The organism is Rufibacter soli (genome assembly GCF_054781795.1).
The window spans coordinates 386,960-413,753 of sequence record NZ_BAAGTS010000002.1 but is presented as its reverse complement, the minus strand read 5'-3'; the positions used below and the strand labels follow the sequence as shown (position 1 = coordinate 413,753).

The 26,794-nt window shown below is 50.5% G+C and carries 17 protein-coding genes; 13 read left to right on the top strand and 4 right to left on the bottom strand.

Going from position 1 to position 26,794, the window contains the following annotated elements; genetic code table 11:
* Window positions 1-2: 2 nt before the first annotated feature.
* Window positions 3-1,316 (bottom strand): amidohydrolase, encoded by a 1,314-nt coding sequence (locus ACYVJQ_RS03750; RefSeq protein ID WP_460891719.1) that lies wholly within the window; start codon window positions 1,314-1,316, stop codon window positions 3-5.
* Between the two features lie 201 nt (window positions 1,317-1,517).
* On the opposite strand from ACYVJQ_RS03750, the gene ACYVJQ_RS03745 reads away from it, so the two are divergent.
* The 6 genes from ACYVJQ_RS03745 (at window position 1,518) to ACYVJQ_RS03720 (ending at window position 9,936) form a co-directional block, all read left to right on the top strand.
* Window positions 1,518-4,460 (top strand): M1 family metallopeptidase, encoded by a 2,943-nt coding sequence (locus ACYVJQ_RS03745; protein ID WP_460891718.1) that lies wholly within the window; start codon window positions 1,518-1,520, stop codon window positions 4,458-4,460.
* 282 nt (window positions 4,461-4,742) lie between these two features.
* Window positions 4,743-5,363 carry an inorganic diphosphatase gene (locus tag ACYVJQ_RS03740; protein WP_460891717.1) on the top strand — a complete coding sequence of 207 codons (621 nt, stop codon included), beginning with the start codon at window positions 4,743-4,745 and terminating at the stop codon, window positions 5,361-5,363.
* A 154-nt stretch (window positions 5,364-5,517) separates the two neighbouring features.
* Window positions 5,518-7,176, top strand: a complete 1,659-nt coding sequence (gene pgi / locus ACYVJQ_RS03735) for a glucose-6-phosphate isomerase (RefSeq protein WP_460891716.1) — start codon at window positions 5,518-5,520, stop codon at window positions 7,174-7,176.
* Window positions 7,177-7,278: 102 nt separating this feature from the next.
* Window positions 7,279-7,794, top strand: a complete 516-nt coding sequence (locus ACYVJQ_RS03730) for a YdeI/OmpD-associated family protein (RefSeq protein ID WP_460891715.1) — start codon at window positions 7,279-7,281, stop codon at window positions 7,792-7,794.
* Between the two features lie 372 nt (window positions 7,795-8,166).
* The gene (locus ACYVJQ_RS03725; protein ID WP_460891714.1) at window positions 8,167-8,991 is read left to right on the top strand and encodes a Cof-type HAD-IIB family hydrolase; all 825 of its coding nucleotides are present in this window, start codon (window positions 8,167-8,169) and stop codon (window positions 8,989-8,991) included.
* A gap of 90 nt (window positions 8,992-9,081) precedes the next feature.
* The gene (locus ACYVJQ_RS03720) at window positions 9,082-9,936 is read left to right on the top strand and encodes a pirin family protein (RefSeq protein WP_460891713.1); all 855 of its coding nucleotides are present in this window, start codon (window positions 9,082-9,084) and stop codon (window positions 9,934-9,936) included.
* 107 nt (window positions 9,937-10,043) lie between these two features.
* Here the strand turns inward: ACYVJQ_RS03720 and ACYVJQ_RS03715 are convergent, their stop codons facing one another.
* Complete coding sequence (locus tag ACYVJQ_RS03715; RefSeq protein ID WP_460891712.1) at window positions 10,044-10,802, bottom strand: DNA repair ATPase; 759 nt, start codon at window positions 10,800-10,802, stop codon at window positions 10,044-10,046.
* Between the two features lie 128 nt (window positions 10,803-10,930).
* Between ACYVJQ_RS03715 and ACYVJQ_RS03710 the strand changes: the two genes are divergently transcribed.
* The 5 genes from ACYVJQ_RS03710 to ACYVJQ_RS03690 all read left to right on the top strand — a co-directional run bounded on the left by ACYVJQ_RS03710 (window position 10,931) and on the right by ACYVJQ_RS03690 (window position 17,439).
* Window positions 10,931-11,338 carry a 6-pyruvoyl trahydropterin synthase family protein gene (locus tag ACYVJQ_RS03710; protein WP_460891711.1) on the top strand — a complete coding sequence of 136 codons (408 nt, stop codon included), beginning with the start codon at window positions 10,931-10,933 and terminating at the stop codon, window positions 11,336-11,338.
* The gene (folE, locus tag ACYVJQ_RS03705; RefSeq protein WP_460891710.1) at window positions 11,331-11,996 is read left to right on the top strand and encodes a GTP cyclohydrolase I FolE; all 666 of its coding nucleotides are present in this window, start codon (window positions 11,331-11,333) and stop codon (window positions 11,994-11,996) included. Before ACYVJQ_RS03710 ends, folE begins: the two co-directional genes overlap by 8 nt.
* A gap of 146 nt (window positions 11,997-12,142) precedes the next feature.
* Window positions 12,143-13,057 (top strand): TIGR01777 family oxidoreductase, encoded by a 915-nt coding sequence (locus ACYVJQ_RS03700; RefSeq protein ID WP_460891709.1) that lies wholly within the window; start codon window positions 12,143-12,145, stop codon window positions 13,055-13,057.
* A gap of 1,316 nt (window positions 13,058-14,373) precedes the next feature.
* Window positions 14,374-15,873, top strand: coding sequence for an exopolysaccharide biosynthesis polyprenyl glycosylphosphotransferase (locus tag ACYVJQ_RS03695; RefSeq protein WP_460891708.1), 1,500 nt, complete (start codon window positions 14,374-14,376; stop codon window positions 15,871-15,873).
* A gap of 144 nt (window positions 15,874-16,017) precedes the next feature.
* On the top strand, window positions 16,018-17,439 hold the full coding sequence (locus ACYVJQ_RS03690; RefSeq protein WP_460891707.1) for a T9SS type A sorting domain-containing protein: 1,422 nt from the start codon (window positions 16,018-16,020) through the stop codon (window positions 17,437-17,439).
* A 175-nt stretch (window positions 17,440-17,614) separates the two neighbouring features.
* On the opposite strand, the gene ACYVJQ_RS03685 is transcribed toward ACYVJQ_RS03690, so the two are convergent.
* Window positions 17,615-18,376 (bottom strand): polysaccharide lyase, encoded by a 762-nt coding sequence (locus ACYVJQ_RS03685; RefSeq protein WP_460891706.1) that lies wholly within the window; start codon window positions 18,374-18,376, stop codon window positions 17,615-17,617.
* Between the two features lie 424 nt (window positions 18,377-18,800).
* A complete protein-coding gene (locus ACYVJQ_RS03680; RefSeq protein ID WP_460891705.1) occupies window positions 18,801-19,979 on the bottom strand; it encodes a polysaccharide lyase in 1,179 nt (392 codons plus the stop codon).
* A gap of 1,356 nt (window positions 19,980-21,335) precedes the next feature.
* On the opposite strand from ACYVJQ_RS03680, the gene ACYVJQ_RS03675 reads away from it, so the two are divergent.
* A complete protein-coding gene (locus ACYVJQ_RS03675) occupies window positions 21,336-23,660 on the top strand; it encodes a T9SS type A sorting domain-containing protein (RefSeq protein ID WP_460891704.1) in 2,325 nt (774 codons plus the stop codon).
* Between the two features lie 659 nt (window positions 23,661-24,319).
* Window positions 24,320-26,644 carry a hypothetical protein gene (locus ACYVJQ_RS03670; RefSeq protein WP_460891703.1) on the top strand — a complete coding sequence of 775 codons (2,325 nt, stop codon included), beginning with the start codon at window positions 24,320-24,322 and terminating at the stop codon, window positions 26,642-26,644.
* Window positions 26,645-26,794 lie beyond the last annotated feature (150 nt).

The window sequence follows — 26,794 nt, the reverse complement described above, 5'->3', positions numbered from 1 at the left end:
CGCTACTTCAGGGGGTTATTTAAATATTCCAGAGCTAAAGCCGACATGGCTTTCACACCCAGCTTCAGGCCGCTTTCGTCAATGTAGAAATCTGGGGTGTGGTGCGAGGGCGCTTTGGCGGGATCCTGCCCTTTGGGCATGCCGCCTAGGAATAAGTATAGCCCCGGCACTTTCTGCTGGAAGTAAGCGTAGTCTTCGGCAATGGTCACGGGCTTGGTCAGTTTTACCTGGTTTTGCCCGGCCACGCGCTGGAGCGCGGGCAGCATGTGTGCGGTGAGTTTCTCGTGGTTATAGGTGACCGGGGTCATTTCCTGGATCTGTACCTCGGCGGTAGCCCCGGCCCCGATGGCAATGCTGGTGACGGTTTTCTTCAGGCGCTCATGGATCTGCTGTTGCATGGGCACGTCCAGGGCCCTGATAGTGCCAATCATCTCTACCTGGCTGGGCACGATGTTGGCGCGCACGCCGCCGTTGATGGCCCCCACGGTCACAACCGCGCCGGCGTTAGTTACGTCCAACTGGCGGCTCACAATGGTCTGCAGGGCGGTCACAATATAGGCGGAGGTTACAATAGGGTCCACGCCCATCCAGGGGGTACCGCCGTGCGCCTGCTGGCCCTTTACGGTAATCTTGAAATTATCTGAGCTGGCCATCATGCCCTGCGGGCGGTAGGTGATGGTGCCCACTTCCACATCTGACCGAATGTGCATCCCAAAAATAGCGTCTACCTTGGGGCTTTCCAGCACGCCTTCCTGCACCATGAGCTTCGCGCCGCCCACCTGCCCGGGAGCCGAGCCTTCCTCAGCGGGCTGGAAGATGAATTTGACCGTGCCTTTCAGGTCTTTCTTCATACTGCTCAGCACCTCGGCCACGCCCATGAGCATGGCCACATGCGCATCATGGCCGCAGGCGTGCATCACCCCTACCTCCTGGTTGTTGAAGGTGGTGCGCACTTTAGAGGCAAACGGCAGGCTGTTGCGCTCGGTCACGGGCAAAGCGTCCATGTCGGCGCGCAGAGCTACTACGGGCCCTGGCTGGCCGCCTTTGAGAATACCTATCACGCCCGTCTTGGCCACGCCGGTTTTCACCTCCAGCCCCAGGCTTTTGAGGTGTTTGGCAATCTTTTCGGCCGTTTTGACCTCACGGTTGCTAAGCTCAGGGTTCTGGTGGAAATCGCGGCGCCACTGGATGACCTTAGGCTCCAATTTATTCGCCATTAAGTCAATCTGGGCGTGCAGGTTGTTGGTTTGGGCCTGAGCAGTATGGGTAAGAGCCAACAGCGCTGCCGCCGATGCCCATTTTTGGAATGCGTTCATGTTGTTTGGTTAGGATGAGTGGGAAGTTTCGCCATCCTATTTTAAGCATTATTTCTGAGAAACAGGGCAAAAACACTTCAAACCGGGCCGTGCTTGGCCTCTCTTTTCTCCAGGCCCTTTGGCGGCAATAAATGCAAAGGGCAACCACAAGGGATTGCCCCTAGCTCTAATAATCGTAATTTCAGGCAAATCTTTCTGCTGATGATGCCTCGCCGGTTTATTCTTTCTCTACTGATCCTGTTTCCGTTTTTCGCCTTAGCCCAGCAACCATACTGGCAGCAGGAAGTGAATTACAAAATTGAAGTCGCCCTCAACGACCAGAACCATACCCTCACGGGCGCTGAGCAGCTGGAATACGTGAACCATTCCCCCGAGACGCTCACGTTCCTGTACTTCCACCTGTGGCCCAACGCGTATCCGGACCGCACTACTGCCTTTGCCAAACAACAGTTACTGAACAACGAAACTGAATTCCACTTCGCCCCTAAGCAGGCCCGGGGTTCTATCTCAGGCCTGGATTTCAAGGTAAACGGGCAGCCGGTGAAATGGGCGCTGGACCCCAAGAACCCAGACATCATGAAGCTTACCTTGAACCAGCCCCTGGCGCCGGGTGCCCGCATCATGATCAGCACGCCGTTCCAGGTGAAGTTGCCAGATTCTTTCTCCCGGCTGGGGCACGTGGGGCAATCGTATCAGATTTCGCAGTGGTACCCCAAGCCGGCGGTGTTTGATAAGGACGGCTGGCACCCCATGCCGTACCTGGACCAGGGCGAGTTCTATTCTGAGTTCGGGAGTTTTGACGTGCGCATTACCCTGCCCGCTAACTACACCGTAGGCGCTACCGGGGTATTGCAAAACGCCTCTGAACAGGCTCGCCTGGATAGCCTGGCTCAGGTTACGGCCGCCAGAAAAGAATTCAACCCGGAGGATCTGGCCTTTCCGCCCTCGGCCACGGCCACCAAGACCCTGCACTACAAGCAAGACCGCATCCATGACTTTGCCTGGTTCGCTGACAAGCGCTTTAACGTGCTCAAAAGCGAGGTAACGCTCCCCTACTCAAAGCGGGCGGTGACTACCTGGCTGCTGTTCACCAACAAAGACGCCAATGAATGGGTGAAATCTGTGCAAGACATCAATGACGCGGTGTACCAGTACTCCCTGTGGCTAGGAGATTATCCCTACAGCCAGGCCACGGCCGTAGATGCGGCCTTAAGCGCGGGCGCGGGCATGGAGTACCCCATGGTGACCGTGACCGAACCGGCCGCTATTATCCATGAGGTAGGGCACAACTGGTTTTACGGTATCCTGGGCAGCAATGAGCGCGAGCATCCCTGGCTGGACGAAGGCATCAATTCTTACTATGAGTTCAGGACCAAGGCCAAGCGCAACCCGTATGCGGGCATGGTCTCCAGTGAGGTGAACCAGAACTTTTTTGGCAAACTGTTTTCCGTGGATGACCTTCCGCCCAGCGCTATTGATGCCCCGGCCTATCTCTCGGCGGCGAGCCGTGGGCTGGACCAACCTATTACCTCCCCGGCTGCCCAGTTCAGAACCTTAAACTACGGTACTGGCGTTTACCTGAAGACCGCCCAGCTGTTTTTGTATCTGGAGCAGTACCTAGGCACGGCCCGAATGGATAGTGCCATGCACCAATATTACCGCCAATGGCAGTTCCGGCACCCGGCCCCCAAGGACTTGCAGGCGGCGTTGGAAAAATCTACTGGAGAGCCTTTGGGCTGGTTTTTCCAGGAGCTGCTGCCATCCACCACCATTCCTGATGCGCATTTGAAGGCGGTTTATCCTTCTGCCCATGAAACGCAGGTGGTGGTCACGCAGACCGGAAAGCTGGCCTTGCCCGTGCAGGTAGCCACGCTCAACGCCGAGGGGCAAGTTCTGGAATCTCACTGGACCAAGCCCGGCCAACGGGAGCAGACGGTCAGCTTTACCGCCCCGGGCATTGACCGCATAGTACTGGACCCCGCCTACCTGTTCCCGGAGTTGGACCGCCGTGACAACCAATACCGCTTGGGCCGCCTGTTCCCCAAAGCCGAGCCTCTGCACCTGCAGCCGCTGGCCGGCGTGGACCGCACCGACCGCAAACAGCTTTTCTGGGCTCCTACGGCTGGCTATAATAGCATAGACAAGTTGCAGGTGGGCGCCGCCTTCTATAATTCCTTCCTCACCGAGCATACCTTCAATTACTTGGTCATGCCTATGTACGGCTTCGGGAGTAAGCGCCTGACGGGTCTAGCCGATGTCCGGTTCCGGATTCCTTCGCAGGGCTTCCTCAGGAAAGTAGACCTGGGGGTGCAGGCCCAACGGTTTGCTTCCTTCAAGGTTTACACGCCCAGCCTTACTTTTCACAACCGGTTGCACACCCCAGAAACGCCGCGCCAGCAGCTTTCCCTGGCCTACCACATTGTTTTAGATGACCAGTTGCCAGACCTGGAGGCGCCCCGCGTAGCCTACCAGTTTCTGGCGGAAAACGCTTTGACTGGAACCCAGGTTAATGTAGACGCCACCATGTTCCGGTACCGGTTGATTCCCTCCTCTCCGGTAATCCTTTTTGAAAAGGGCTTCACTTCCTATAACCCTCTAAGGCTTCGTTTTGCTGTGGAGACCTGGCGGAAATACCAAGAAGACAAGGAAATAAGGGTGCGCGGCTTCTGGGGGATGATGACGGGTAACCAACCGCCCCAAGACCTCTTTGTGCTGGGCCTGGCCGGCAGCCCCGATTACCTGAAACAGACGCCATTCTTCAACCGCCAGGACATGTTCACGCCCAGCTCCGGCAACCCGGCCACTATTCGGCAAACTGACCGCCAGGACGGTGGTTTCCGCAACGGCGTGCCGATAGTGAGCAAAGAATGGATGGCCACCCTTAACCTCACCGCCGATTTGCCGGTCATCCCGTTGGCGGCCTATCTGGACCTGGGACGTGTGCAGGAACAAGACAGACTGTTTTATGGTACTGGCCTGCAATGGACCTTCCTGAACCAGGCAGTGCGCGTGTTCTTCCCGGTGGCCGGCAGCAATTACGCAGATAACCTCCCCAAAAGCTTTAAAGACTTTACCCGCAGCATCCGGTACTCCGTGAACCTGCAGAAACTAAATCCTTTCCGGTTACTGGACGAGATGCAGTAGATAACATTGAGTGATTGAATGATTGAGAGATTGAGAGAATGAGACGGTTTCATATGTTCCCTGAGGAACGAAGGTTTTAATGGTAGGAGTAAAGGCCATGACGGCTTGATTTCGGAGTTCTTTGGGAGTGGTCAGGAAGGATAGGTAGTCTTCCTAAAGGCCCTTGAAAATATTTCTGGTCTTAGCCTTAAAAATTGAAGCTGATTCTCCTGATTTGGTTGGTATGAAGTGCTGTTTTTAGCCTAACTTAGAGAAAACAGGCTCAAAACACGTCCTTTTCTCATGTCCACGTTCTTGCTACCGACCCTCTTCAAAGCCTGGCGCCCTTTGCTGGTGCTTTTGGCGCTTTTTTCCGCTGCAGGCTGTTCCACCAGTTATCAGGAGTTACCGGCCATTGCCGAAAGCAAGCAGTGGCAGGCAGTCATAGAAACACCCTCTGGGTCTACGCTTCCGCAGGTGTATGACCAGCAGGAAAAGAAGTTTGTGCCGCAACTGGAAGCCGGACAACCCCGCAAATTAGAGTTCCTTCCTTACCCCGGCAATGAAGGCTTTATTCCCTCTACCCTGGTTGACTCCGTGACCGGAAGACCCGCCGCCCCGGTGCCCGTAATGGTGCTGTGCAACCAGAAAGAGCCAGGCACGGTGCTGGAGATTCTGCCCGTGGGCGTTTTGATTCTAGAAAGCGGTGGGGAGCTACGGCATGTGGTGGTAAGTGTGCCGGCCCGGCCCAGTGAGCAGACCATTTCGCCTAACTCTTACAGTGATTTCTCAGCGCGTTACCCGGCGGTCAAGAGCATTTTGCAACAGTGGTATCTGAATGTAGATGCCCGCACACCCACGCGCCTGGTAGGCTGGAAAGACGAAGCCTACGCTGATCAACTGATCCAGAAATGGGCACTGTAAACAGGTAAAGGCGTTTTAAGCCTGTTTTATAAAAACCGGGCCTAAAACAGGTACTCCATTCCTTTTGGTATGGCCATACTTTCGCCAACGGTTTCCTAAACTACGCACAATCCCTATCTTCGCCCTTCTTATTATTGATTTAAAGAACTCACGCATGTTTCCATCTATAGATCCTACCACCACCCAAGCCTGGGGAAAACTGACGCAGCATTACGCGCAAACCAAAGACCAGCACTTAAGAGATGCGTTTGCGGCAGACGCGCAGCGGTTTGAGAAATTCAGCGTCACTTTTGAAGACATTCTGCTGGATTACTCTAAAAACAGAATCAACCAGGAGACGGTGCAACTGCTCGTGCAGCTTGCCGAAGAGTGCGGTTTGCAGCAGGCCATAGAGGCCATGTTCACCGGCGAGAAAATCAACTTCACCGAAGATCGCGCCGTGTTGCACGTGGCCCTGCGCAACCTGTCGGGAACGCCTATTCTGGAAGACGGGAAAGACGTGATGCCCCAGGTGAACGAGGTGCTGGCGCAGGTAGAGAAATTCTCCAATGCCGTAGTGAACGGCGCCTGGGTAGGCTACAGCGGCAAGCCCATTAACACCATTGTGAACATAGGCATTGGCGGCTCTGACCTGGGCCCGGTCATGGTCACTGAAGCCCTCAAAGCCTATCAGAAACCAAACATCACCACCTATTTTGTCTCTAACGTAGACGGCACACACATTGCCGAGACCCTCAAAAAGATCAACCCGGAGACTACGCTCTTCATGATCGCCTCCAAGACCTTCACCACCCAGGAGACCATGACCAACGCCCACAGCGCGCGCAGCTGGTTCCTAGAGCAGGCCGGTGATGAGGAGCACATCAAAAAACACTTTGTAGCGCTTTCCACCAATGCATCGGCCGTGGCCGAGTTTGGGATTGACACCCAGAACATGTTCGGGTTCTGGGACTGGGTGGGTGGCCGTTACTCGCTGTGGTCTGCCATTGGTTTGTCTATTGCCTGCACCGTGGGTTTTGAAAATTTCAAGGAATTGCTGGCCGGTGCCCACGCCATGGACAATCATTTTAGAAAGGCCCCGCTGGAGCAGAACCTGCCCGTAATTCTGGCCTTACTTGGTATCTGGTACAATAACTTCTATGGCGCGCAGAGCCACGCCCTGCTGCCTTATGACCAATACATGCACCGCTTTGCCGCGTACTTCCAGCAGGGCGATATGGAAAGCAACGGCAAGTACGTAGACCGCAACGGCGAGGCCGTGACCTACCAAACCGGACCTATCATCTGGGGCGAGCCCGGCACCAACGGCCAGCACGCGTTTTACCAGCTCATCCACCAGGGCACCAAGCTTATCCCCTGTGACTTCCTGGCGCCGGCCCTCAGTCATAACCCCATAGGTGATCACCATGCCAAATTGATGGCCAACTTCTTCGCGCAGACAGAGGCCCTCATGAACGGCAAAACCGAGGAAGAAGTCACTCAGGAAATGGAGCAGCAGGGCGCTACCCAGCAGGACATTGAAAACCTGAAAGCCTTTAAAGTCTTTGAAGGAAACCGGCCTACCAACTCTATTTTGTTTAAGCAATTGACCCCTAGAACCTTAGGTAGCCTGATTGCCATGTATGAGCATAAGATCTTTGTGCAGGGCGTGATCTGGAACGTGTACAGCTTTGACCAATGGGGCGTGGAGCTAGGTAAGCAACTGGCCAAGAAAATCCTTCCGGAGTTGACCTCGGGAGAGCAGGTGACCAGCCATGATAGCTCTACCAACGGACTCATTAACCAGTTCAAAGCGTTCCGGCAGGAAGCATAGAACTATTATTATTGCATGAATATCTAAAATCCGTTTTGGGTCCGTTTTTCAGAAAACAGCCTCAAAACGGATTTTTCCCTTCCTAACCTTAACCTAACTGCCATGACTCCCCTTCACTTCAACACGCACATAGGAAAGCTGGAATACCTTATGGGCACCCACTACCTTGAGATACCGGCGGAGGTAGTGCAGGAATTGGGCGGCAAGTTCAATGTGCGGCTACTGGTAACAGTCAACAATACCCTCACTTACCAGGGCGGTATTGTAGCACTGGGCCAGGGCCGGGGCTACATCACCCTTACCAAACAGCGCCTGAAACAGTTGGGCCTGCAACTAGGCAGTCCGGTGGCCGTGTCTCTGGCCAAGGACCAAAGCCAGTACGGAACGCCCGTACCCGAGGAACTCACTGAGTTGTTTAAGCAGGATGAGGCGGGTAAGGCCCGCTTTGACCAACTCAAGCCGGGCATGAAGCGCTACATTATCCAGCACGTGGGTGCCGTGAAAAGCTCGCAACTGAGAATTGACCGGTCCATTACCCTCCTGGAAAACCTGAAACGCCTTACTCCCGGCCAGGAAACCTTCAGGGAGATTCTGGGGATGGAGAAGCGGGAAATTTGAAAGGGAGTTCTGAGTTCCGAGTCTTGAGTCCTGAGTTGGAATTTGGAAAATAGCGCTATACTGCTAGCTCAAAAGACCTCGTAGTGTGCGCAGCTCCTACTAGCGTCTGTGCCGATACCCATTCAATGCGTGCTCTCCGTTGTAAACACCCCCCTCCGCCCCCCTCAAGGGGGGGAGTCTGCGGTTATTCAGCGGAGTTTCGTTTTGAGGCTGTTTAACAGAAAATACATCTTGCGGCTGTCTTACACAAAATGCGTTTTGAGCCTGTTTTTAGAAAAACGTGCCTAAAACGCATTTCACTTTCCTCTTTGCTAAATCACGCGGCAACTGCCGTACCTTTGGCTGAATAACATGACGCTTCCCCTTACAAAGATGAACATTCGCGCTATTTGCACTGATATTGACGGTACGCTGCTAGACAGCAACCGTGAGCTTTCCGAAAGGACCATTGCCGCCGTTAAACGCCTGCCCCAACACATGCCGTTTATTCTGGCTTCGTCAAGAATGCCCAGTGCCATGCGGCATTTGCAGGAACAGCTAGGCATTTTAAACCACCCCATGATCTGCTTTAACGGTGGGTACGTGCTCCTCTTTGAGGACAGCACCCAGGAACCGCAGGTGCTGGACACGGTCCAGATTCCGGCCCCGGTGTGTAGCTATATTCAGGACTTAGCCAAAAACACAGACGTGCACGTGAGCCTTTACCAGAATGATGCCTGGCATGCCCCGCAAGATGACCATTGGACCCAGCGCGAAATCAGGAACACCAAAGTAACTCCCACCATTGGCGCCACTGAGCAGGTGGTGCAGGAGTGGCAACGCCACGCCACCGGGGCGCACAAGGTCATGTGCATGGGCCCCGAAGAGGAAATCCAGCGCATCTACCAAAACCTCACCCAGACCTTTGATGACCAGCTGCATGTGTACCGGTCTAAAAACACGTACCTGGAGATTGCCCCAAAATCCATTTCCAAGGCCTCGGCACTGGAGAAACTGCTTACCCACCAATATGATTTCGGGCTGGAGGCAGTGATGGCCTTCGGGGATAATTACAATGACATTGAGATGCTGCAGGCCGTGGGGCTGGGTATAGCCGTAGGCAACGCCCGAGAAGAGGTAAAAGCCGTAGCTCAGGAAGTGACCACCCCTAGCGTGGAAGACGGGGTGGCTTTGGCCATAGAGAAATACCTCTTATAGCAAATTGGCGGGAGTCACTTTCCTACAGGAAACCGCGGTTTACACATCTTCGTCTGTCTGCGTATATAGCAAGGCACCAATAACACCTACATGAGAACCATCAAGAAAGTCCATAAAGCCGAATATTCCCCTATCGCGGATCTGGTCACTTATTCACCGCTACCCAGCCGAAGCCTGCAACAGATAGACCCCTTTCTGTTTCTCAACCACCACGGCTATCAGGAGTACAAACCCCATAACCGGGGCTTGCCGTTTGGGCCGCATCCGCACCGCGGCATGGAAACCGTCACCTTTATTCTGGCCGGTGACATCATGCACAAAGACTCGGGCAGTCATGAGAGCGTGATTACGGCCGGCGGGGTACAGTGGATGACGGCCGGCCGCGGGTTGATCCACGCCGAGGTCTCCTCTGAGGAGTTCAAGCAAAACGGCGGTCCGCTGGAGATTCTGCAGTTATGGGTAAACCTGCCGGCCAAACACAAAATGACCGAGCCCCGCTATGAGGGCCTCCAGAAAGAACAGATCCCCAGCTTCACGGTAGACGAAGGCAAAGTCACCGTGAATCTGGTCTCTGGCAGCTGGAACGGCCAACAAGGCGCCTTTGAGACCCTCTCTGATATTCTGCTAAGCACTATCTATTTCCAGCCCGGCGCAAAACTGACCATACCCGTGCCCGCTGAGCGGAACATCTTCTTCTATATTATTAAAGGCACCCTTACCGTAAACGGCCAGCCCGTAGCGTTCCGCAACCTGGTGGAGTTTAATAATGACGGTACGGACCTTACGGTAGAGGCTTCTGAAGACAGTATTCTACTTTTTGGGCACGCGGTGCCGTTTAAAGAACCAATGGTGGCGCAGGGCCCGTTTGTCATGAACACCCAGGCCGAGATCCACCAGGCTTACGCAGATTACCAGGCAGGCAAATTCGGTTCCTGGAAGCATTAATCCCGCGCTGGCGTTTTAAGCCCGTTTTTAGAAAAACACCCTCAAAACAGCGGGGTCTGATGTTTTGGAACATCAGACCCCGCTGTTTCATTTTATAGAAAGAAAATTTACTTCACCTTGTCCAGCTTGCCTTTCACCAATTCTACGGCGTGGCGCATTTTCTCCACCTCTTTCTGGGCGGCTTTCTGTTGGGCAAGGTTGTTCTCAATGTCTTTGTTCAGTTGTTCCAGTTCCTGGGCATTCGCGGCCAGGGCGGCCTCCAGGTCCAGTTTCTTCTGCTGGTTTTTGGCCACCTTGCTTTTAAGGTCATCGGCTTGTCGCACCACACGGTCTGCTTCTGCCTGGGTGTTGGCCACTACTTTTTCAGCGTCTGAGATCTGTTGCTGCACATCCTGTAGGTACAGATTGCGGGCGAAGCGCTGCAAGAGTGCTTCAGCGGCGCCCCACTCTTTGGCGGTTTCCTTTTTGCTGAGGTAAGCGTTGCCCATGTCAAAGGTCCACCAAACCCTGGTCCCCTCGCGGGTTCCTTCAATTTTGGAAACAATGCGAATGTTGTTACTGGTGATGGTGTCTATTTTGCCCTGCTCTACGGTGTAAATGCCTTTGGTGGCCTGCCCCTTGGCGGTAGGCAGCAAGGAAGGTCCTTTCACCGCCCCGCCAGATTTCTCTTTCAGGTAAGCAGCCCAGGCTTTCTCCACGGTTTTAGTGTCCAGCTGGATAAGCAGGCTTTGGCCTTTGTATTTAATGGCATTGACTTCCTGCTCAGTTTCTTCTACGTTCGCCCGTTGGGCTTGAGCACTGGAGGTAAACCCCAAAAAAGCCATCAGCAGGGCGATGGCCCAAAAATTAGTACGTTTTACGCGCATGGTAAGCTACTCTGTAATTAGACCGCTAAATTAGGCAAAAAAACAGAAGTAGCCGGGTTCCAGCGCCTATCGCTTACCCGCCGGCAAAAGTCTGAAAACCAAAACGCCCTCTTAAGGGTTTAACCTGCATGAACGTTACCATCTGTAGAAAGGAAAACTTCAACGCGGCGCACAGGCTGCATAACCCCGCCTGGAGTGAGGAGCAGAACCAGAAGGTTTTTGGGCTTTGCAACAACCCCAACTACCATGGGCACAACTACACCCTGGTGGTTAAGCTAACGGGGCCCGTTGACCCAGACACGGGCTATGTCTATGATATGAAAAAGCTGAGCCTGCTGATAAAAGCCGAAATTTTAGATAAATTTGACCACAGAAACCTAAATTTGGACACTGAGGAGTTTAAAAACCTGAATCCCACCGCTGAGAATATAGCCATCATTACCTGGCAGCGTTTACGCCCCCACTTACCGGAAAGCTTTGCCTTGTCCGTTACCTTATTTGAAACCGAAAGAAACTTTGTTGAATACCATGGATAGAAGGGATTGGAATGAGGAAGATCCCGAAGAAGAGCACGTAGCTGGTTCTTTAGATACACCCCTGCGCCCAGATGCGTTTGACCTCACAGATGACCAGAAAATAGAGGGCATTGCCCACCATTTCTCCCACATTATGCAGCTGCTGGGCCTTGACCTGGAAGATGACAGCCTGAAGGGAACCCCGCGCCGGGTGGCTAAAATGTACGTGAAGGAAATCTTTGACGGCCTCAACCCCAAGAACCGTCCGGTGGCCCGCCTTTTTGAGAACAAGTATGGGTACCGCCAGATGCTGGTAGAGCGTAATATTACCCTGTACTCCAGCTGTGAGCACCATTTTGTTCCTATTATTGGCAAAGCCCACGTGGCCTATATTCCAAATGAGCATGTGATTGGCCTCTCCAAGCTGAACCGCATTGTTCAGTACTATGGTCGCCGGCCGCAGGTGCAGGAGCGCCTTACCCGCCAGATTGCCCAGGAACTGCGTGACGTGCTCCACTCAGACAACGTAGCCGTGCTCATAGAGGCAGATCACCTGTGCGTGATGAGCCGGGGCGTAAATGACGTAACCAGCAGCACCATCACCTCTGAGTACTCTGGGTTGTTTGAGCAGGAAGCCTACCGGCTGGAGTTTCTGCAGGCCATCAGAAACCAAAAATGAAAGCGGCAGTAACAAGGCGACAGATGAATCTTTCAGACGCGGCAGGTGTTTCCTTTTTCACTACTTTATAATGGGCCGGGGCCATTTCATCCCCTCTTAGAGAAAACCGTATAAGTAGGTCACGCCTAGATTGTAGAGAAAGCAGCATGTCAGAAAGGATATTGATTGCCGGTGGTACCGGACTTTTGGGATCACGTTTATCAGAGATGCTGATTGACAGCGGGTATGAAGTGGCCCACCTGAGCCGAACCCCTGATAAGTACGCTTCCTATAAAACTTTTAAGTGGGATATTGGCAAAGCGCAGATTGATGAAAATGCCATTAAATACGCAGATTACATCATTAACTTGGCCGGCACCAGTGTGGCCGGTGAGAAATGGACGGCTGCCCGCAAGAAGGATATTTTAAATAGCCGGGTCCAAAGCACCAACCTCTTATGCCAATACCTGGAGAAAACGCCCCACCACGTGAAAGGCTATCTGGCCTCGTCGGCGGTGGGTATTTATGGCAACTCCGGAGATAAACTCATGATGGAGGAAAGCAGCTACGGCTCTGACTTCCTGGCTGAGGTCTGCAAGCATTGGGAGAACGCTTCCTGGCAGGTGCATAGCCTGGGCATCAGGACCGTTATCTTCCGGATTGGTATTGTGTTAAGCAACAAAGGCGGTGCGCTGCCCCAGATTGCCAAACCTATTAAAATGCTGGCTGGCTCTGCCTTGGGCTCTGGAAAGCAGTACATGTCCTGGATACATATTGATGACATGTGCCGCCTGTTTATCAAAGCCATTGAAGACCGCCACATGCAGGGCGTCTACAATGCGGTGGCGCCCCACCCAGCCACCAATGAGGAGGTTACCAAAACCCTGGCCAAAGTAATGAACAAGCCTTTGGTTTTCCCTAACATTCCGGCATTTGGGCTTAAGCTCATGATGGGTGAGATGAGCGAGATAGTACTGGGTGGTAGCCGCGTGAGCGCAACCAAAGTACTGCAGACTGGCTTTACCTATGAATATAACTACCTGCCGGAAGCCCTGGAGTCTCTGTATGATAAAAACAGCTAACCAACCTTTTCAGAAAGAAATAGTAGGAACCTCACCCCTCCAAGGGTGAGGTTTTCTTTTTACAAACAGTTAGGAGACCTTGGCTGGGCTTGGCCCTTTCCTTTGATTTATGGGTTGCTCATCAATAAAAAGCCTTCCCCTCCCTCTTCGGTTGCCAGCCAATTCGGCTAAAAGCACACCTAACTTTTTTCTATATCCAGCTTGTAGAAGCTCAGCTTTCTAGTTTTACCAAAGGAGTGAAGTATTTTCTACTTCCTATTGATCAATCTTCACTTATGATCTTAGGATAGCCAAAATAGAGCACCCTCCTCAACCACTTGTAAATAAGCGTGTTACACTTTACATCAACTTTAGATCCTACCTTTACCTTGGTCTAATCTATAAAACCCGTCATTAGGACAATTAAATCAATAATGATATAATATATTGTTAAATTGAAATATTCACTTTATTCCATATAAAAATTTTAATTTTTATTTATCTTTTTGGGTTATTCTATCGTAAAAGTGTTAAAGTTTAATACTCCGGCTTTCGGGAAAGACTAATTTCTGCTGGCGCTTCCCTCTAAGTGCGTGAGTAGGGTCTCAATTAATTAGATAGCGTATGGATAGACTCATTACCCTTATTCCCCCAAACTAAAGGTTTAAACGTATCGTTTTTAGCTCTCCCCCATATGTAGGCAGTTGATTCTCTTCTGATATTTATCTGTTCTCCCCCAGCCAACAGATAAAGGGCCTGTATTTTCTCAAGTTTCCAGACGCGCGTGCCTAGTAAATCAAATTGGAAAGAGTATGAAGCGCAAAGATACCACCTGACAGCTGAAGATAAGCCTCAAACACTCTTGCAGAACTAAACTGAAAGGAAACCATTTCCTTCATTCCTAAAAGTGACCGCATTCTGATAGCCCTGTACATGTAGCGCCTTCAGTGTCTGGCAGGTTTTTCCCGCACAAGTAGGCACAAGACCGCATTTTGCTAATGGAATGCAACCATGGTCACCTTTTCTTAAACAAAGCCTTCCTAAAGGCTACTTGACAATTACTCCTACAGACAGATGAGGCCGCAGTAAAGCTGTGGAGAAATCCTGCATCTACCTGAAACGGAAAACAGCTGCCACTATGGGCAGGAGGTAAAGGTCTGGAAAACACGTTCTCTGGCAATATACGCTAACTGGTTCTGGCAACAGGGCCTTTCCTATCCTTTCTATTTCAACTCCTGTGTAGTGAGCACCCCTGGCAAGGCGAAGGTTTAGAGTTCCCTTATTGGTTTATGGTAAGGGAAGCGCTAAAATTTATTTTCTATTCACTCTGAAAGGCTATGGAAAACTTGATACACAAGCGGCCGCCTACATTCTCCGGAAGGCATTTAATCACTGTCACCATTTTATTTCTGCTCACCTTCTACTTTCTGGAAAATACCCGGCACCAAGAGCCTGTCTGGTTCTTTATAGCCAAACTGGCCTTTATAGGAATACTGGCAGACCAATGCTTTGATCTTTACAAATCATATACTGGGAGCCTTGTTACCTCCAGAATACAGAGGAAGAAGATCAGGTATTCCATTCTTATAGCGCTCACCCTTTTCACCTATTCCTTATTTGCGTTCGCGGTGCCCGTGGTGCACTCTGCGGTGGCTTTTTCCATTAGCCTGTTTGTGGCCTCTGTTTGTAACAACCTCCTCTTCCTTAAGTTGAATGGTGCCCCCGGGAGTAGCCTTTGGCCCAAGGAAGACGCCGTTCTCACCTTAAACTCCCACCCAACCATATCTGCCCCAGGAAACGAGGACGACCCAGATCCCAAACAGAAATCCAGTCAAGGACGCACTGCCAAAAAAGGCCACAAGAAATATACTCTTATTGCAGGGGTAGGATCCATCGCCAAAAACATTGAAGACCATTACTATGAAGACCATGACCCTGACTGCCAGATAAAAGGCTTTATTAAATGCAAGAAGGAAGAATGCCAGGTCAAAAATGAAAAGGTAGTGGGCAAACTCAAGGGCATGAAGGAATACCTGCGGGACAACCCCGTAGATGAGATAGTGATTGCCTTGCCCGTTAAACCCTCCAAAAAGATGAAAAGCATTCTGGAGGCTGCAGACTACCACGGTATTAGGGTGAAGTACATTCCTGACTATGAAAGTGTTTTTGGTAAAAACTATAAGATAAAGCGGCATGGCAACATGGATGTACTGCATGTGCGCCAACTGCCCTTGGATGAGACATTTGCCTTTCTGCTTAAGAACACCTTTGACAAAGTCTTCGCCACCTTTGCGCTTTTGCTTTTGTCACCGGTTTTCCTAATCATCGCCCTGTTCATTAAGCTAGACTCTCCGGGCCCGGTGTTTTACTGCCCGGTAAGAATCGGTAAATCTGGTTCTCCGTTCAAGGTCTTTAAGTTCAGGAGCATGCGGGAGAATGACACGGCTACCGGCGGAACACTTTCTACCCAAGTAAACGACGGCAGAATAACTCCCATTGGCAAGGTGTTACGCAAGTACAGCCTGGATGAGCTTCCGCAGTTTATCAATGTCTTGATTGGCAATATGAGCGTGGTGGGCCCAAGACCTCACCGCACCTTTCTTAATCAACAGTTCCAGGAAAGCGAAGACAAATACATGGTACGGCACTATTTCAAGCCAGGTATTACCGGTTGGGCCCAGGTGAACGGCTGGCGAGGCCCCACAGACACCAAGGAGCAAAAGGCGCAGCGTACCGCCCATGATCTATGGTATGTAGAGAATTGGTCCTTGTGGTTGGATATCAAGATCATCTTCCTCACCATCTTCAGTAGAAAAGTACACACCACTGCCTTTTAGCTTAAAGTTAAATTGTGCTTTAGTAAGAACCCGGATAAGCGCCCGTCCCCCATCAATACATATTATCGGTATTCCCACCCAGATGCCGGTTGTATGTCTGCTTTGCTTCATTAACCCCCTAAAATGCTCTAAACCGGTATTGAAATGAAAAAAATTACCCTAATATTATTTTGCGTATGGCTCATCCCATTTAGTTTACAGGCTCAGTTTGCCACTGTCCGCAACCTTGATCCTCTTCCTGTTGCCACAAACACCTCAGATGAGCCTCAGTCAAAAGTCTGGAGCCATGCCGGCAAATACTGGGCTGTGCTCACAGACAACGAAGGAACCTTTATCTGGCGCCTAGACGGCTCCACCTGGACCAAGAACCTGAAGGTTGCCGTAGGGAACTATGCCAAAGCAGATTGCAAGATCAATGATGACCTGGCCCATATTCTCCTTTTCAGGGGTGACAATGCTACCTACTTGGTGTCTGCAGAATATAACCCTATTGCCAAATCCTACTTTCTATGGAAGAAAAGCTCAGAGAAGGTAGCCATTGCTATTGACGCAGGCACAGATGTAGCCACCATAGATATTGACACCAAGGGCCGCATGTGGATGGCCTATATTGCCGCCGGGGAAACAAAAGTAAAATGGAGTGATTCTCCCTACACTGCTTGGAGCGCCCCCGTCACCTTGGGTTCCGGCGGAAAGAAGGACGAGATGTGTGCCATTATCATGTTGCCCTCCTTAAAAAAAATAGCGGTGCTTTGGTCTAACCAGACTACCCAGCGCTTTGGCTTAAGAACCCACTCAGACGGCGCAGACCCAGGCACCTGGTCAGCACTGGAACTGCCGGCGGCCCAGTCTGCGGTAAATATTGGCATGGGCATGGCCGATGACCATCTGAATATGGTAGCCGGTAAAGACGGGACCTTGTACTGCGCGGTGAAGACAAGCTATGACACCCCAGGCCACCCCAAACTCGCCCTTCTGGTACGGCGCCCCAATGGTTCCTGGGACAAGCTATACCAGGTGTCTCAGTCCGGCACCCGCCCCATTGTGATCTTAAATGAAGATGCAGGGAAGTTGAAAGTGGTGTACAGCTCCAATGAAGGTGGCGGGGCCCTTTTATACCGGGAATCCTCTACCTCAAAACTGGAATTCAGCGAGCCCTATACCTTAATAGAGGGGCTCTATAATTATGTCACCACCACCAAGACCACCTACAGCAAGGAAGTGATCCTTCTGGCCACAAATGTGGCTTCGCCTAATATGAAGGCGGTCACGTTTCTGGCCACAGACGGTCCCTCCCTTAAAGGCCTGGCTATGCAAGCAGCTCCTAATCCCTTTTTAACCAAGGCCGTGGTAAGTTTTGTGTTGCAGCAAGGAGGCGACTATACCATTAGTATGTATGATTGTAAAGGAGTGATAATGGGTGCCCCTAAAGCCGGCACCGCCCAACCTGGGGAAGTAAACCTGGTGGAAATGGATGGGTCTCTCCTTTCAGCGGGACTCTATCTGGTGAGGCTTCGCACGAAGTCTGAAGGAGAATCTACGGTGCGGCTCCTACATGAATGGTGATTTGTCCAGGCAGTTAGTAACTGCTTTCACTGTAAAGTAGTGGTCATACCATATACCCAATAAGGCCAGAGGCGTTTTGAGCCTGTTTTCATAAAAACAGGCTCAAAACGCCTCTGGCCTTTCTGCGGCTTTTATAGTGAGTAACCTGGCTGCAACCAGGCTTGGGCTACATACTTTAACCGTTGCCTGGAGCCATAGCTGCATAAGATGCTCTTTCACTTCCCACCCTTATATTATCAAAGTAAATAACCCTCCTGGTCACGATAGACTTCTCGGTTTTGAAGGCGGCTTTGTACAAGCCTATTTTCCATTTGGGCATAGCTTCATTGTTGTACATGTTGCCTCCCTGCAGGCTCACTACTTTTTTACCATTATGCCATACCTCCAGCAGTCCGTCTGGACCATAGGAATGGATGAAATGGAACACAAACTCATGCCAGGTATCTTTGGTCACCGGGCCCAGGTCAATTTTCTGTCTGGATTCTGCGGTCACACCATCAGACACCAGGTCAGCATTAAAACCGGTGTCTAATACAAAACGGTCTTTGCTTACCCGTAATGAAGTAGCGGGGCTGGAAGGTTTTTCCCCAAGGTGGTAATCTGGCCGTTGGTGCCATTGAGAGATTACTTCCCGCTCGGTATCCTTCTCAAAGCCTTCTGCCGGAAGATAAGTAGCAAAGGAATACCACCTATGCTTATGGGTAGCCGCTCCCATTACCGTAATTTCAGACCTTTTCCCATTCTGGATCAAGGGCTGGTCCTTTCTAATTTCAAAGCGGGCGGCCCTTTTCCCCCTGAAAACAGGTTTGGAGACGTAGGTTAAAGCGTATTTCCAGGAACCGGTTTCAATGCCATGGGCTGTAGAGAAAGGCTTTCCCGTTTCAAAGGTCTCCTCAAAAAGTAAGGGAGAGCTAAGCTTTATCTGCTCTGAAGGCATTTGGCGACCAGGCTGGGCAGTACCCTTTATTTTCTGGGCGCCAGTTAAGGCTCCCAGGCAGCTAATAAAGATTAAGGGAATAACTCTACGCATAGCACTATACACCTAACACTCTATTAATATACTGGTTTTCTGTAAAAGTAACTAGCGGCCTGGCCCTAAATCCAAAGGTAAAATTGCGGGATTAGATCATCACCCTTCAATTTGCCAATACCGAAAGTGGAACCATGGGCAAATGGTATAAGGCATAAAAAAAAGGAGCCGCTACTAAGAGCGACTCCTTTTTTTTATGCCTGCACTAAGCAGGGCTTCTTCTTTGGTAAATTGCCTCTAATGTGTTCCTTCACTTCTGCCTTAGTTTTAAAGAAAATCCGAGGCGATTGGTTAGGCTAACTAAAAGTGGCAATCTTACTTTTGGGCTATACTATTTGGTGATAGAGAACTTGATAGTATAAGCCGGTCCTGTGGCTGCCCCTACTTTATCTTTATTACCAGCGTAAGTAGTAGCTGTAAGGGTATAGGATCCTACAGTTGGGCTCCAGTTGTTATAGTCACCGTTTCTGTCATCTCCAAACAAGGCGTAAGGTACTACGTCATCCAATCTGGATTTGGTGGCCGCGCCAGTCAGGTCAAACTTAACCACTCCTACTGTACCTGGGTTGGTGTTAGCTCTAATGTTGAACTTGCTTACACCTAAGGCTCCCATGCTTATAGTGGCTCCGTTAGAGATAGTCATAATGTCTTTATCTGTGCTGGAGTTCACAAGCGTAAAGCTTACCACTTGCTGTTGTGTGCTGCTGGTAGTAGTGGTACCAGAAGTAGTGGTAGTACCTGAAGCAGTAGTTGTACCTGAGGTGGTGGTAGTGCCGGAAGTTGTGGTAGTACCGCTTGTGCTGGTAGTACCAGAGGTAGTGGTAGTGCCTGTAGTAGTGCTGGTGGTGGCAGAAGCATTAGAAGTCATGTCTGCGAAAGTGGCATTGGCACCGCCTACCCGAACGTTATCCACGTAAAGAACTCTGTAGTCTACATCAGAAGTACCGTATTTGAAGGCCGACTTGTAAAGACCTATTTTCCATTTAGGAAGCACGTCATTGTACATGTTACCACCATTCAAGGTTTTCACTTTAGTACCATCCAACCATACTTCAATCAGACCGTCAGATCCATAAGAGTGAACGAAGTGTAGAACAAACTCAGTCCATTTGTCTTTAGGAACGGCACCCAGGTCATATTGATTTCTAGAGTCTTCGGTATTACCAGATTCCAGAATAATACGGTCTTTATGGATACGGATAGAAGTGGCAGGGCTACCATTTTGGTACCACTGGTTGATCACCTCACGCTCAGAGTCATATTCAAACCCTTTGCTTGGGAAGTAAGCGGCAAATGAATACCAGGCGTTCTTAGTGATGGCACCGTCAGCACCTTTCACAATAGTCACTTCAGAGCGTTTGCCATCCTTCACTAGGGGCTGATCTTCTCTAATTTCAAAGCGGGCTACTTTTGAACCCTGAAACAGTGGGTTAGACACATATTGCAAGGCATAGTCCCAGTCACCTACCTCTATACTGTGGGCAGCAGAAAAAGGACTTGAACCTTCCATTGTCTCCTCAAATATCAAATTAGAGCTGGTTAATAAGCTAGCATTTTCTGAATTTACATTTAATTCATCTAGCTCATTTTTTTCACATGAAAAGAAAATTGCACCCATAAAAATGGGAAGTAATGCACGATTGATTTTAAATTTCATTGTTTTTAAAAAAAGTTTGTAACTGTTTGTAAATGAATCTCGTAGTACAAACTTAGAAACAATTTTTTTACCAAATCCGAAACCATTTAAAAAATCCTACGTAGTTCTTAGATTTATATCATTTAAGGCCAATTTTATTTATATTATTATATTCAATCTTTTATAGATTACACATCTTTAATATTTTAGCCCTTTTTTGGGCCAAAAACCCGCTTTAAAGTCTAGTTTGCCACATTTTTCCCTTCTCTATTTTACTCTCATCTTATTCAGCTAAAAAAAGTAAATAATATAGGCAATATATCAAGTGTTAATACCATATATATAGTTTTAACATTTCAGCTTATTTAAGCGTAATTACCGCCTATTTTTTAAATTACCAGACAGCATTTTAACTAATTAAAAGCAATAACTTTTCTGACTTATCGTTTTGCCGGCCTCTTCTCTTCCAATCTCATGTATTTACCTTAGTTTATCCAGGATGGGCAGTGAAAGCATCCTGTAGGAAGATGCCAGGTCCAGATTCTTCCGTACACCAAAATGTGAACCCTTTAATAGAGTTAACCTTAGTTGTAAGAGCACGGAGTAAGGATGAAAGCGAAAGGAAGTTGGCTGTGTCTGAGAATTTAGGCCTGACCAGGATGCTACCAATTGGTAGGAGCTAAAAGGATTTAGAGTGTCCAGAAGGTAAATGCCCAGGTGTTAAAGCAGTCTCACCAGAAGAGAGCCCTTACTACACGGGTATTTATACTAACCCTTTGGTCAAAATACCAACAACAGCAGGTTTTTAGTACCAAAATATCATACCCATCATTATTTCTATCCTATTTAACACCTCCTGTTAATGGATCTCGTATAATTTTCAATCAGTTCTGCTTTTCGTCCCCCATTCAACTGTCTGCTTTCCAGAGGATATTCTTTTGGACCAGATTACTTGCCCTTACCACTATCTGTATTTTATAGGAATAAGAATGGCTGCCAACGTGTGCGTAATCTCCAACACTCATCAACCTTCCAATAAATAGAGAAGCCTGACCATCATATTCTGTAAATCTACCCTTGCCTGTACAAAGGCAGAGGCGCAGTAATACAAACCAAGCCTTCCATAGGTTCAACCAAAGGCACAGCACCCAATTTATGATTGGGGAAGAGCCTTTTTTAGTTTTCATCAAGGTCTAGAAAGAAGTACCCTCACCTGAAAGCCGCCTTTTTATGAAAAAACTTATTCTTTTCTCAGCACTCGCTTTACTAATCACTTTCCAAAGCGCTGCACAGACCACCCTCATTTCTATGGGCTCCACCTGGAAATACCTTGACAACGGCTCCAACCAAGGTACTGCCTGGCAAACCCTCTCCTTTAATGAAACCGGTTGGAAGACGGGTACAGCCAAATTTGGGTACGGCATCACTGATGCCAACACGGTCGTTGTCAGTAATAGCACCACCAGCAAGGACAGATACGTCACCACCTACTTCAGGAAAACAATAGCCCTGTCTAACACGGCGGCCCTGGGCACCATCACTGCCAACGTGAAACGCGATGACGGGGTGGTGATCTACGTGAACGGCACCGAGGTGCTGCGCAACAACATGCCCACCGGCCCCATCGCCTACAATACCCTGGCCGCGGTGAGCGCAGACAAAGACGGCTATCGGGTAGAGAGCTTCACCTTTGGCAGCACTGCCTTCGTGGAAGGCAATAACCTGGTGGCCGTAGAGATACATCAACAAAAACTCAACACCTCAGACATGGCCTTTGACCTGGAGTTAAAAGCCTCCGGAGGCTCCACCCCAGGAGATGTGACCGCCCCTTATGTGAATAGTATCAACCGGCAGAGCCCCAGTGAAAGCACCACCAGTGCCACCCAACTTACCTTCAGGGTCACCTTCTCAGAGAAAGTGCAGGGCGTGAGCGCAGATGATTTCACGCTCTACGCCACTGGTAGCGCCATAGGCTCTATTGGCACCACTACTGCCATCAATGCAGACAACCAAGCCTATGACGTGCAGGTAACCGGCGTTTCCGGTGAAGGCTCCCTTCGCCTGGACCTGAAAGCCTCTGGTACCGGCATCCAGGACATGGCCGCCAATACCATTAGCGGGGGCTATACCAGCGGGCAGACCTATACCATCCAGCCAGCCACTACCCAACCGGGCACCGCTACCGTAACTGCGCTGAATTCGGTGCTTATCTCTAAAAATACCGCTGAAAAGCCCCAATCCAAGGCTTGGACCCACGCGGGCAAACAATGGGCTATCCTTTCTTCAGACGGCGACACCTATCTGTGGCGCCTGGATGGCACCTCCTGGACCAGGTTGTTGAAAATATATGGGTCTTCCGCCCGGGCAGACTGCAAGAAAGTGGGCAACCTCACCCATGTTCTCCTGTTCAGAGGAGGCAACACCTCCTTCTTGGTCACCCTGGAGTATGTTTCTGCTACTGGCACCTACCGGTTATGGCAAACCCAACCAAACCGGGTGACCCTTAATTTAAACCTTACCGCTGAGACCGCCACGCTGGACGTAGATGGGAATGGCCGCATGTGGATAGCCTCTGATAACTCCTCTGCCGCAGAAGTGCGTTGGAGCGACTCGCCGTATACCACCTGGAGCAACCCCATCACCGTTGCCTCAGGCCTCACCGACGATGACATCTGTGCCGTGATAGCCATGCCCGGCAAGATTGGGGTACTGTGGTCTGACCAGAACACCAGGCAGTTTGGCTTCAGGACCCACGCCAACGGCACAGACCCCGCCACCTGGACCGCAGATGAGAAACCGGCCTCCCAATCGGCGCTCAATAAAGGCGCTGGCTTCGCCGATGACCACCTCAACATGAAGGTAGCCTCAGATGGCACGCTGTACTGTGCCGCGAAGACCGGGTATGACACACCCGGTTATGCCAAGGTAATTCTGCTGGTGCGCCGGCCCTCGGGCAGCTGGGATAATGCTTACACCGTCACCACAGATGGCCCGGAAGGCGGCACCCGTGGCATGGTCACGCTAAATGAGGCGGCCGGCAAACTGCGCGTGTTCTATACATCGGTAGAAAACGGCGGAGACATCCTTTATAAAGAGTCTTCTACCTCTAACATCTCCTTTGGGGTTTCACACACCCTATTGCAGGGTGAATACAACAACGTGACCGGCGCCAAGGACCCTTATGATACAGAGACCGTGGTGCTGGCTTCAAACACTGAAAAAGCGGTGGGTTGGCTGTTTCATGATGGAACCTCCGCTACAACAGTAGGGGCCAGCAGTCAGGTGGCGCCGGCTGCTACCAGACTTTCTGCAACTTCTAATCCCTTTACCGGCACCAATATCCTCAACTTCACCCTTGCTAAGGGCGGGGAATATTCCATTGCCTTATATGACAGGAATGGACACCAGGTAAAACTCTTGCAAGAAGGGGAAGCACAGGCCGGGGAAAATGCCACTGTCACCCTTGACGGTTCCAGCCTGTCAGAAGGCCTCTACATTGTCCGGTTGGTCAGTGCCGCAGAGAGCAAGACCCTGAAGCTGGTGCGCACTCGTTAACGCCTTGGGTAGGAGCGTCTTACTCAAAAGCACCATGCCTTGGCTAGTTTAGATAGTTAGGTCTGTTTTGAGCCTGTTTTTCAAAAAACAGGCTCAAAACAGACACCAGGGTTTTTGGCCTTAGGTAACCAGCACCTTTGCTTAGTTGCGCCCTCCTTGTCAAAGCTAGGCCCTATGCCTTCATTAATCACCACTAGACCTAACAAAATTTTTGGCTTTAATATAAGAACGGCTCTCTTTGGCTCCCATCTGTTTCGGGCCTGTTTTCCAGAAAACAGGCCCGAAACAGATAGGAGCCAATTGTTAAAATTTAATTGCAATACAGGAAACAAAATATATTCAAATAGGTATATAAGAAATAAATTTTATTATAAATGTTAAATTTTAATTTGGTTTATTCTATATTTTATATTAATTTAAATCTCTTAACACATAGATAACCCGCTTCCCCGGATGCTTTTTCCAACGTTAGCCCGCAAGAGGTTCATCGTTGGTCACAAAGCAGGAAATAGTTGTTCTAAGTTGTTTATTTAACGGTTGCCTGTTAGGTAAATAAGCATGCAGTATGGGCTTCCTTTTCTTTGGAAGAGCCCCAAGCCCTACTCTCTTTACGCGCAGACGAAGTGGTTATGCGAGCTAATTTTACTTTCTTATTGGCCTTGGCCTGGTTGTTATCTTTACAGGTGACTGCCCAAACTACGTTGGTTTCCTTTGGTTCCTCCTGGAGGTACCTGGACAATGGCTCTAATCAGGGTACTGCCTGGCGAAGTCAGTTGCCTGCGCCCCAAGGTAGCTTTGATGAATCGGGCTGGAAAACGGGAGTGGGGAAATTTGGGTATGGCATTGGGGACGCTGCCACACAAATCACCTCTGGTCCTGCCAGCTCTAAATACATTACCACCTACTTCCGTAAGGTCATTTCTGTGACAGATCCCGTCGTCCTGGGCACTATCACCGCCAACGTGAAGCGCGATGACGGGGTGGTGATCTACGTGAACGGCACCGAGGTACTGCGCAACAACATGCCCACCGGTTCCATAGCCTACAATACCCTGGCCTCAAAAGACGCTTCTGACAGCGGCACTAAAATCCAGAGCTTCGCTTTCAGTGGCTTAGTACTGGTGCCCGGGGCGAATTTGGTTGCCGTAGAGATACATCAAAGCAAAGCGAATACCTCAGACATGGCCTTTGACTTGGAATTGGTCTCTCAGGACAAAACGCCCCCCACGGTGGTCAGTATTGACCGGCAAAGCCCTTCCACGGCAACCACTTCAGAGACCCAGCTCACCTTCAGGGCCACTTTCTCAGAAAAGGTGAAAGGCGTAGACCCAACAGATTTTTCCCTTAGCCTTACCGGCTCGGCTACCGGCCTGGTTTCCACTTCAACGGCGGTAACTTCAGACAACAGCACCTATGATGTGACCGTGACAGGCGTATCAGGTGACGGGACCCTTCGCCTGGATCTGAAGCCTTCCGGCACCAGCATAAAAGATATGGCAGGGAACACTATTAATGGGGGCTTCACCGGCGGGCAAGCATATACCGTTCAGCAGCCGGTCACCACCCAGCCGGGTTTTGCCTCCATCACCAACCTTACCCCGCTTTCTATCTCCACCAACACCGCAGATAAACCCCAGTCCAAGACTTGGATGCACGGGGGCAAACAATGGGCTGTTTTACCAGACAGCGCTGGCATTTACCTGTGGCGCCTGGATGGCACCTCCTGGACCCGCCAATTAAAGGTCTCCTCTGGAACCTCTGCCCGCGCTGACTGCAAAAAGGTTGGCGATCTTACCCATATCCTGCTGTTCAGGGGCAACAACACTTCCTATTTGGTAACCATCCAGTACGTGGCGGCTACCGGTACGTACCAACTTTGGCAAACCCAGCCGGCCCGGGTTTCACTTACCTTTGAGCAAGGCACAGAGACCGCCACGCTGGACCTGGACGGGAACGGCCGCATGTGGATTGCCTCAGACAGTTCCAGCACAGTGCTGGTGCGCTGGAGTGATTCGCCCTATACCAACTGGAGCAAACCTATCACCCTCGCCTCTGGCATTCAGGATGATGACATTTGCACCCTCATCGCCATGCCCGGCAAAATAGGCGTGTTGTGGTCTGACCAGAACGCCAGGCAGTTTGGGTTCAGGACCCACGCCAATGGCACAGACCCCGCCATCTGGACCGCAGATGAGGTGCCCGCTTCCCAGTCGGCGCTCAACATTGGCACTGGCTTCGCCGATGACCACCTGAATATAAAGGTGGCCGCAGATGGTACGCTGTACTGCGCCGTGAAGACGAGCTATGAGACCCTGGGCTACCCCAAACTGGTTTTGCTGGTACGCCGGCCAAATGGTGTCTGGGACAATGCCTATGAGGTAACCAATGACGGCGGAACCCGGCCCTGCGTTATTCTTAATGAGACAACGGGTAAACTTAGGATTGTTTATTCCTCGGTAGAAAACGGCGGGGATATCCTGTACAAAGAATCTTCTACCTCCGCTATTAGCTTCGGGGGAGCGTTCACCCTTATAAAAGGGCTCTATAACTACGTTTCCAGCAGCAAGGAAAACCTTAGCTCAGAAGCGGTGATTCTGGTGACCAACGTGGCGGCACCCCTTAGCCTTAAGGCGGTGGGCTGGCTGGTTTCTGACGGGGTTTCTACGGCTCAGGCCACCTCTAACCAACTGGCCGTGACCAGGCAGGAGGCACAAGCCAAAAGTGACCTTATGTTTACGGCTTCCAAAAACCCGTTTTCCACCAGCACTTCCGTTCGTTTCTCCTTGCCAGAAGGCGGGCCCTATACTCTTTCGCTCTATGATGGGGTAGGCAAAACAATACGCATTCTCAAGGAAGGGACTGCCGCTCCCAAAGATCAGATCACGGCCTCTGTAGAGGGAGACCACCTGCACCAGGGCCTTTATTTTGTAAGGCTTCAGGCAGCGGCCTCGTCCAAAACGTTGAGGCTCTTGCTTGTGAAATAGTAGCTACCAGTTGTTGTAAGCAATAGGCACCTAACCAGGCAACAGCTGCAGCAAAAGGGTGAAAACCTATAAACACTGTCAAAACATAAGTGCCATCTACTTAACCAGCAGCAGGATATGAACCCAGGCGTAAAGAATGTAAAACTAAAT

Coding starts and splice junctions, on each gene's coding strand:
- ACYVJQ_RS03750 (WP_460891719.1), bottom strand. CDS start 1,316: ATGAACGCATTCCAAAAATGGGCATCGGCGGCAGCGCTGTTGGCTCTT.
- ACYVJQ_RS03745 (WP_460891718.1), top strand. CDS start 1,518: ATGATGCCTCGCCGGTTTATTCTTTCTCTACTGATCCTGTTTCCGTTT.
- ACYVJQ_RS03740 (WP_460891717.1), top strand. CDS start 4,743: ATGTCCACGTTCTTGCTACCGACCCTCTTCAAAGCCTGGCGCCCTTTG.
- pgi (WP_460891716.1), top strand. CDS start 5,518: ATGTTTCCATCTATAGATCCTACCACCACCCAAGCCTGGGGAAAACTG.
- ACYVJQ_RS03730 (WP_460891715.1), top strand. CDS start 7,279: ATGACTCCCCTTCACTTCAACACGCACATAGGAAAGCTGGAATACCTT.
- ACYVJQ_RS03725 (WP_460891714.1), top strand. CDS start 8,167: ATGAACATTCGCGCTATTTGCACTGATATTGACGGTACGCTGCTAGAC.
- ACYVJQ_RS03720 (WP_460891713.1), top strand. CDS start 9,082: ATGAGAACCATCAAGAAAGTCCATAAAGCCGAATATTCCCCTATCGCG.
- ACYVJQ_RS03715 (WP_460891712.1), bottom strand. CDS start 10,802: ATGCGCGTAAAACGTACTAATTTTTGGGCCATCGCCCTGCTGATGGCT.
- ACYVJQ_RS03710 (WP_460891711.1), top strand. CDS start 10,931: ATGAACGTTACCATCTGTAGAAAGGAAAACTTCAACGCGGCGCACAGG.
- folE (WP_460891710.1), top strand. CDS start 11,331: ATGGATAGAAGGGATTGGAATGAGGAAGATCCCGAAGAAGAGCACGTA.
- ACYVJQ_RS03700 (WP_460891709.1), top strand. CDS start 12,143: ATGTCAGAAAGGATATTGATTGCCGGTGGTACCGGACTTTTGGGATCA.
- ACYVJQ_RS03695 (WP_460891708.1), top strand. CDS start 14,374: ATGGAAAACTTGATACACAAGCGGCCGCCTACATTCTCCGGAAGGCAT.
- ACYVJQ_RS03690 (WP_460891707.1), top strand. CDS start 16,018: ATGAAAAAAATTACCCTAATATTATTTTGCGTATGGCTCATCCCATTT.
- ACYVJQ_RS03685 (WP_460891706.1), bottom strand. CDS start 18,376: ATGCCTTCAGAGCAGATAAAGCTTAGCTCTCCCTTACTTTTTGAGGAG.
- ACYVJQ_RS03680 (WP_460891705.1), bottom strand. CDS start 19,979: ATGGAAGGTTCAAGTCCTTTTTCTGCTGCCCACAGTATAGAGGTAGGT.
- ACYVJQ_RS03675 (WP_460891704.1), top strand. CDS start 21,336: ATGAAAAAACTTATTCTTTTCTCAGCACTCGCTTTACTAATCACTTTC.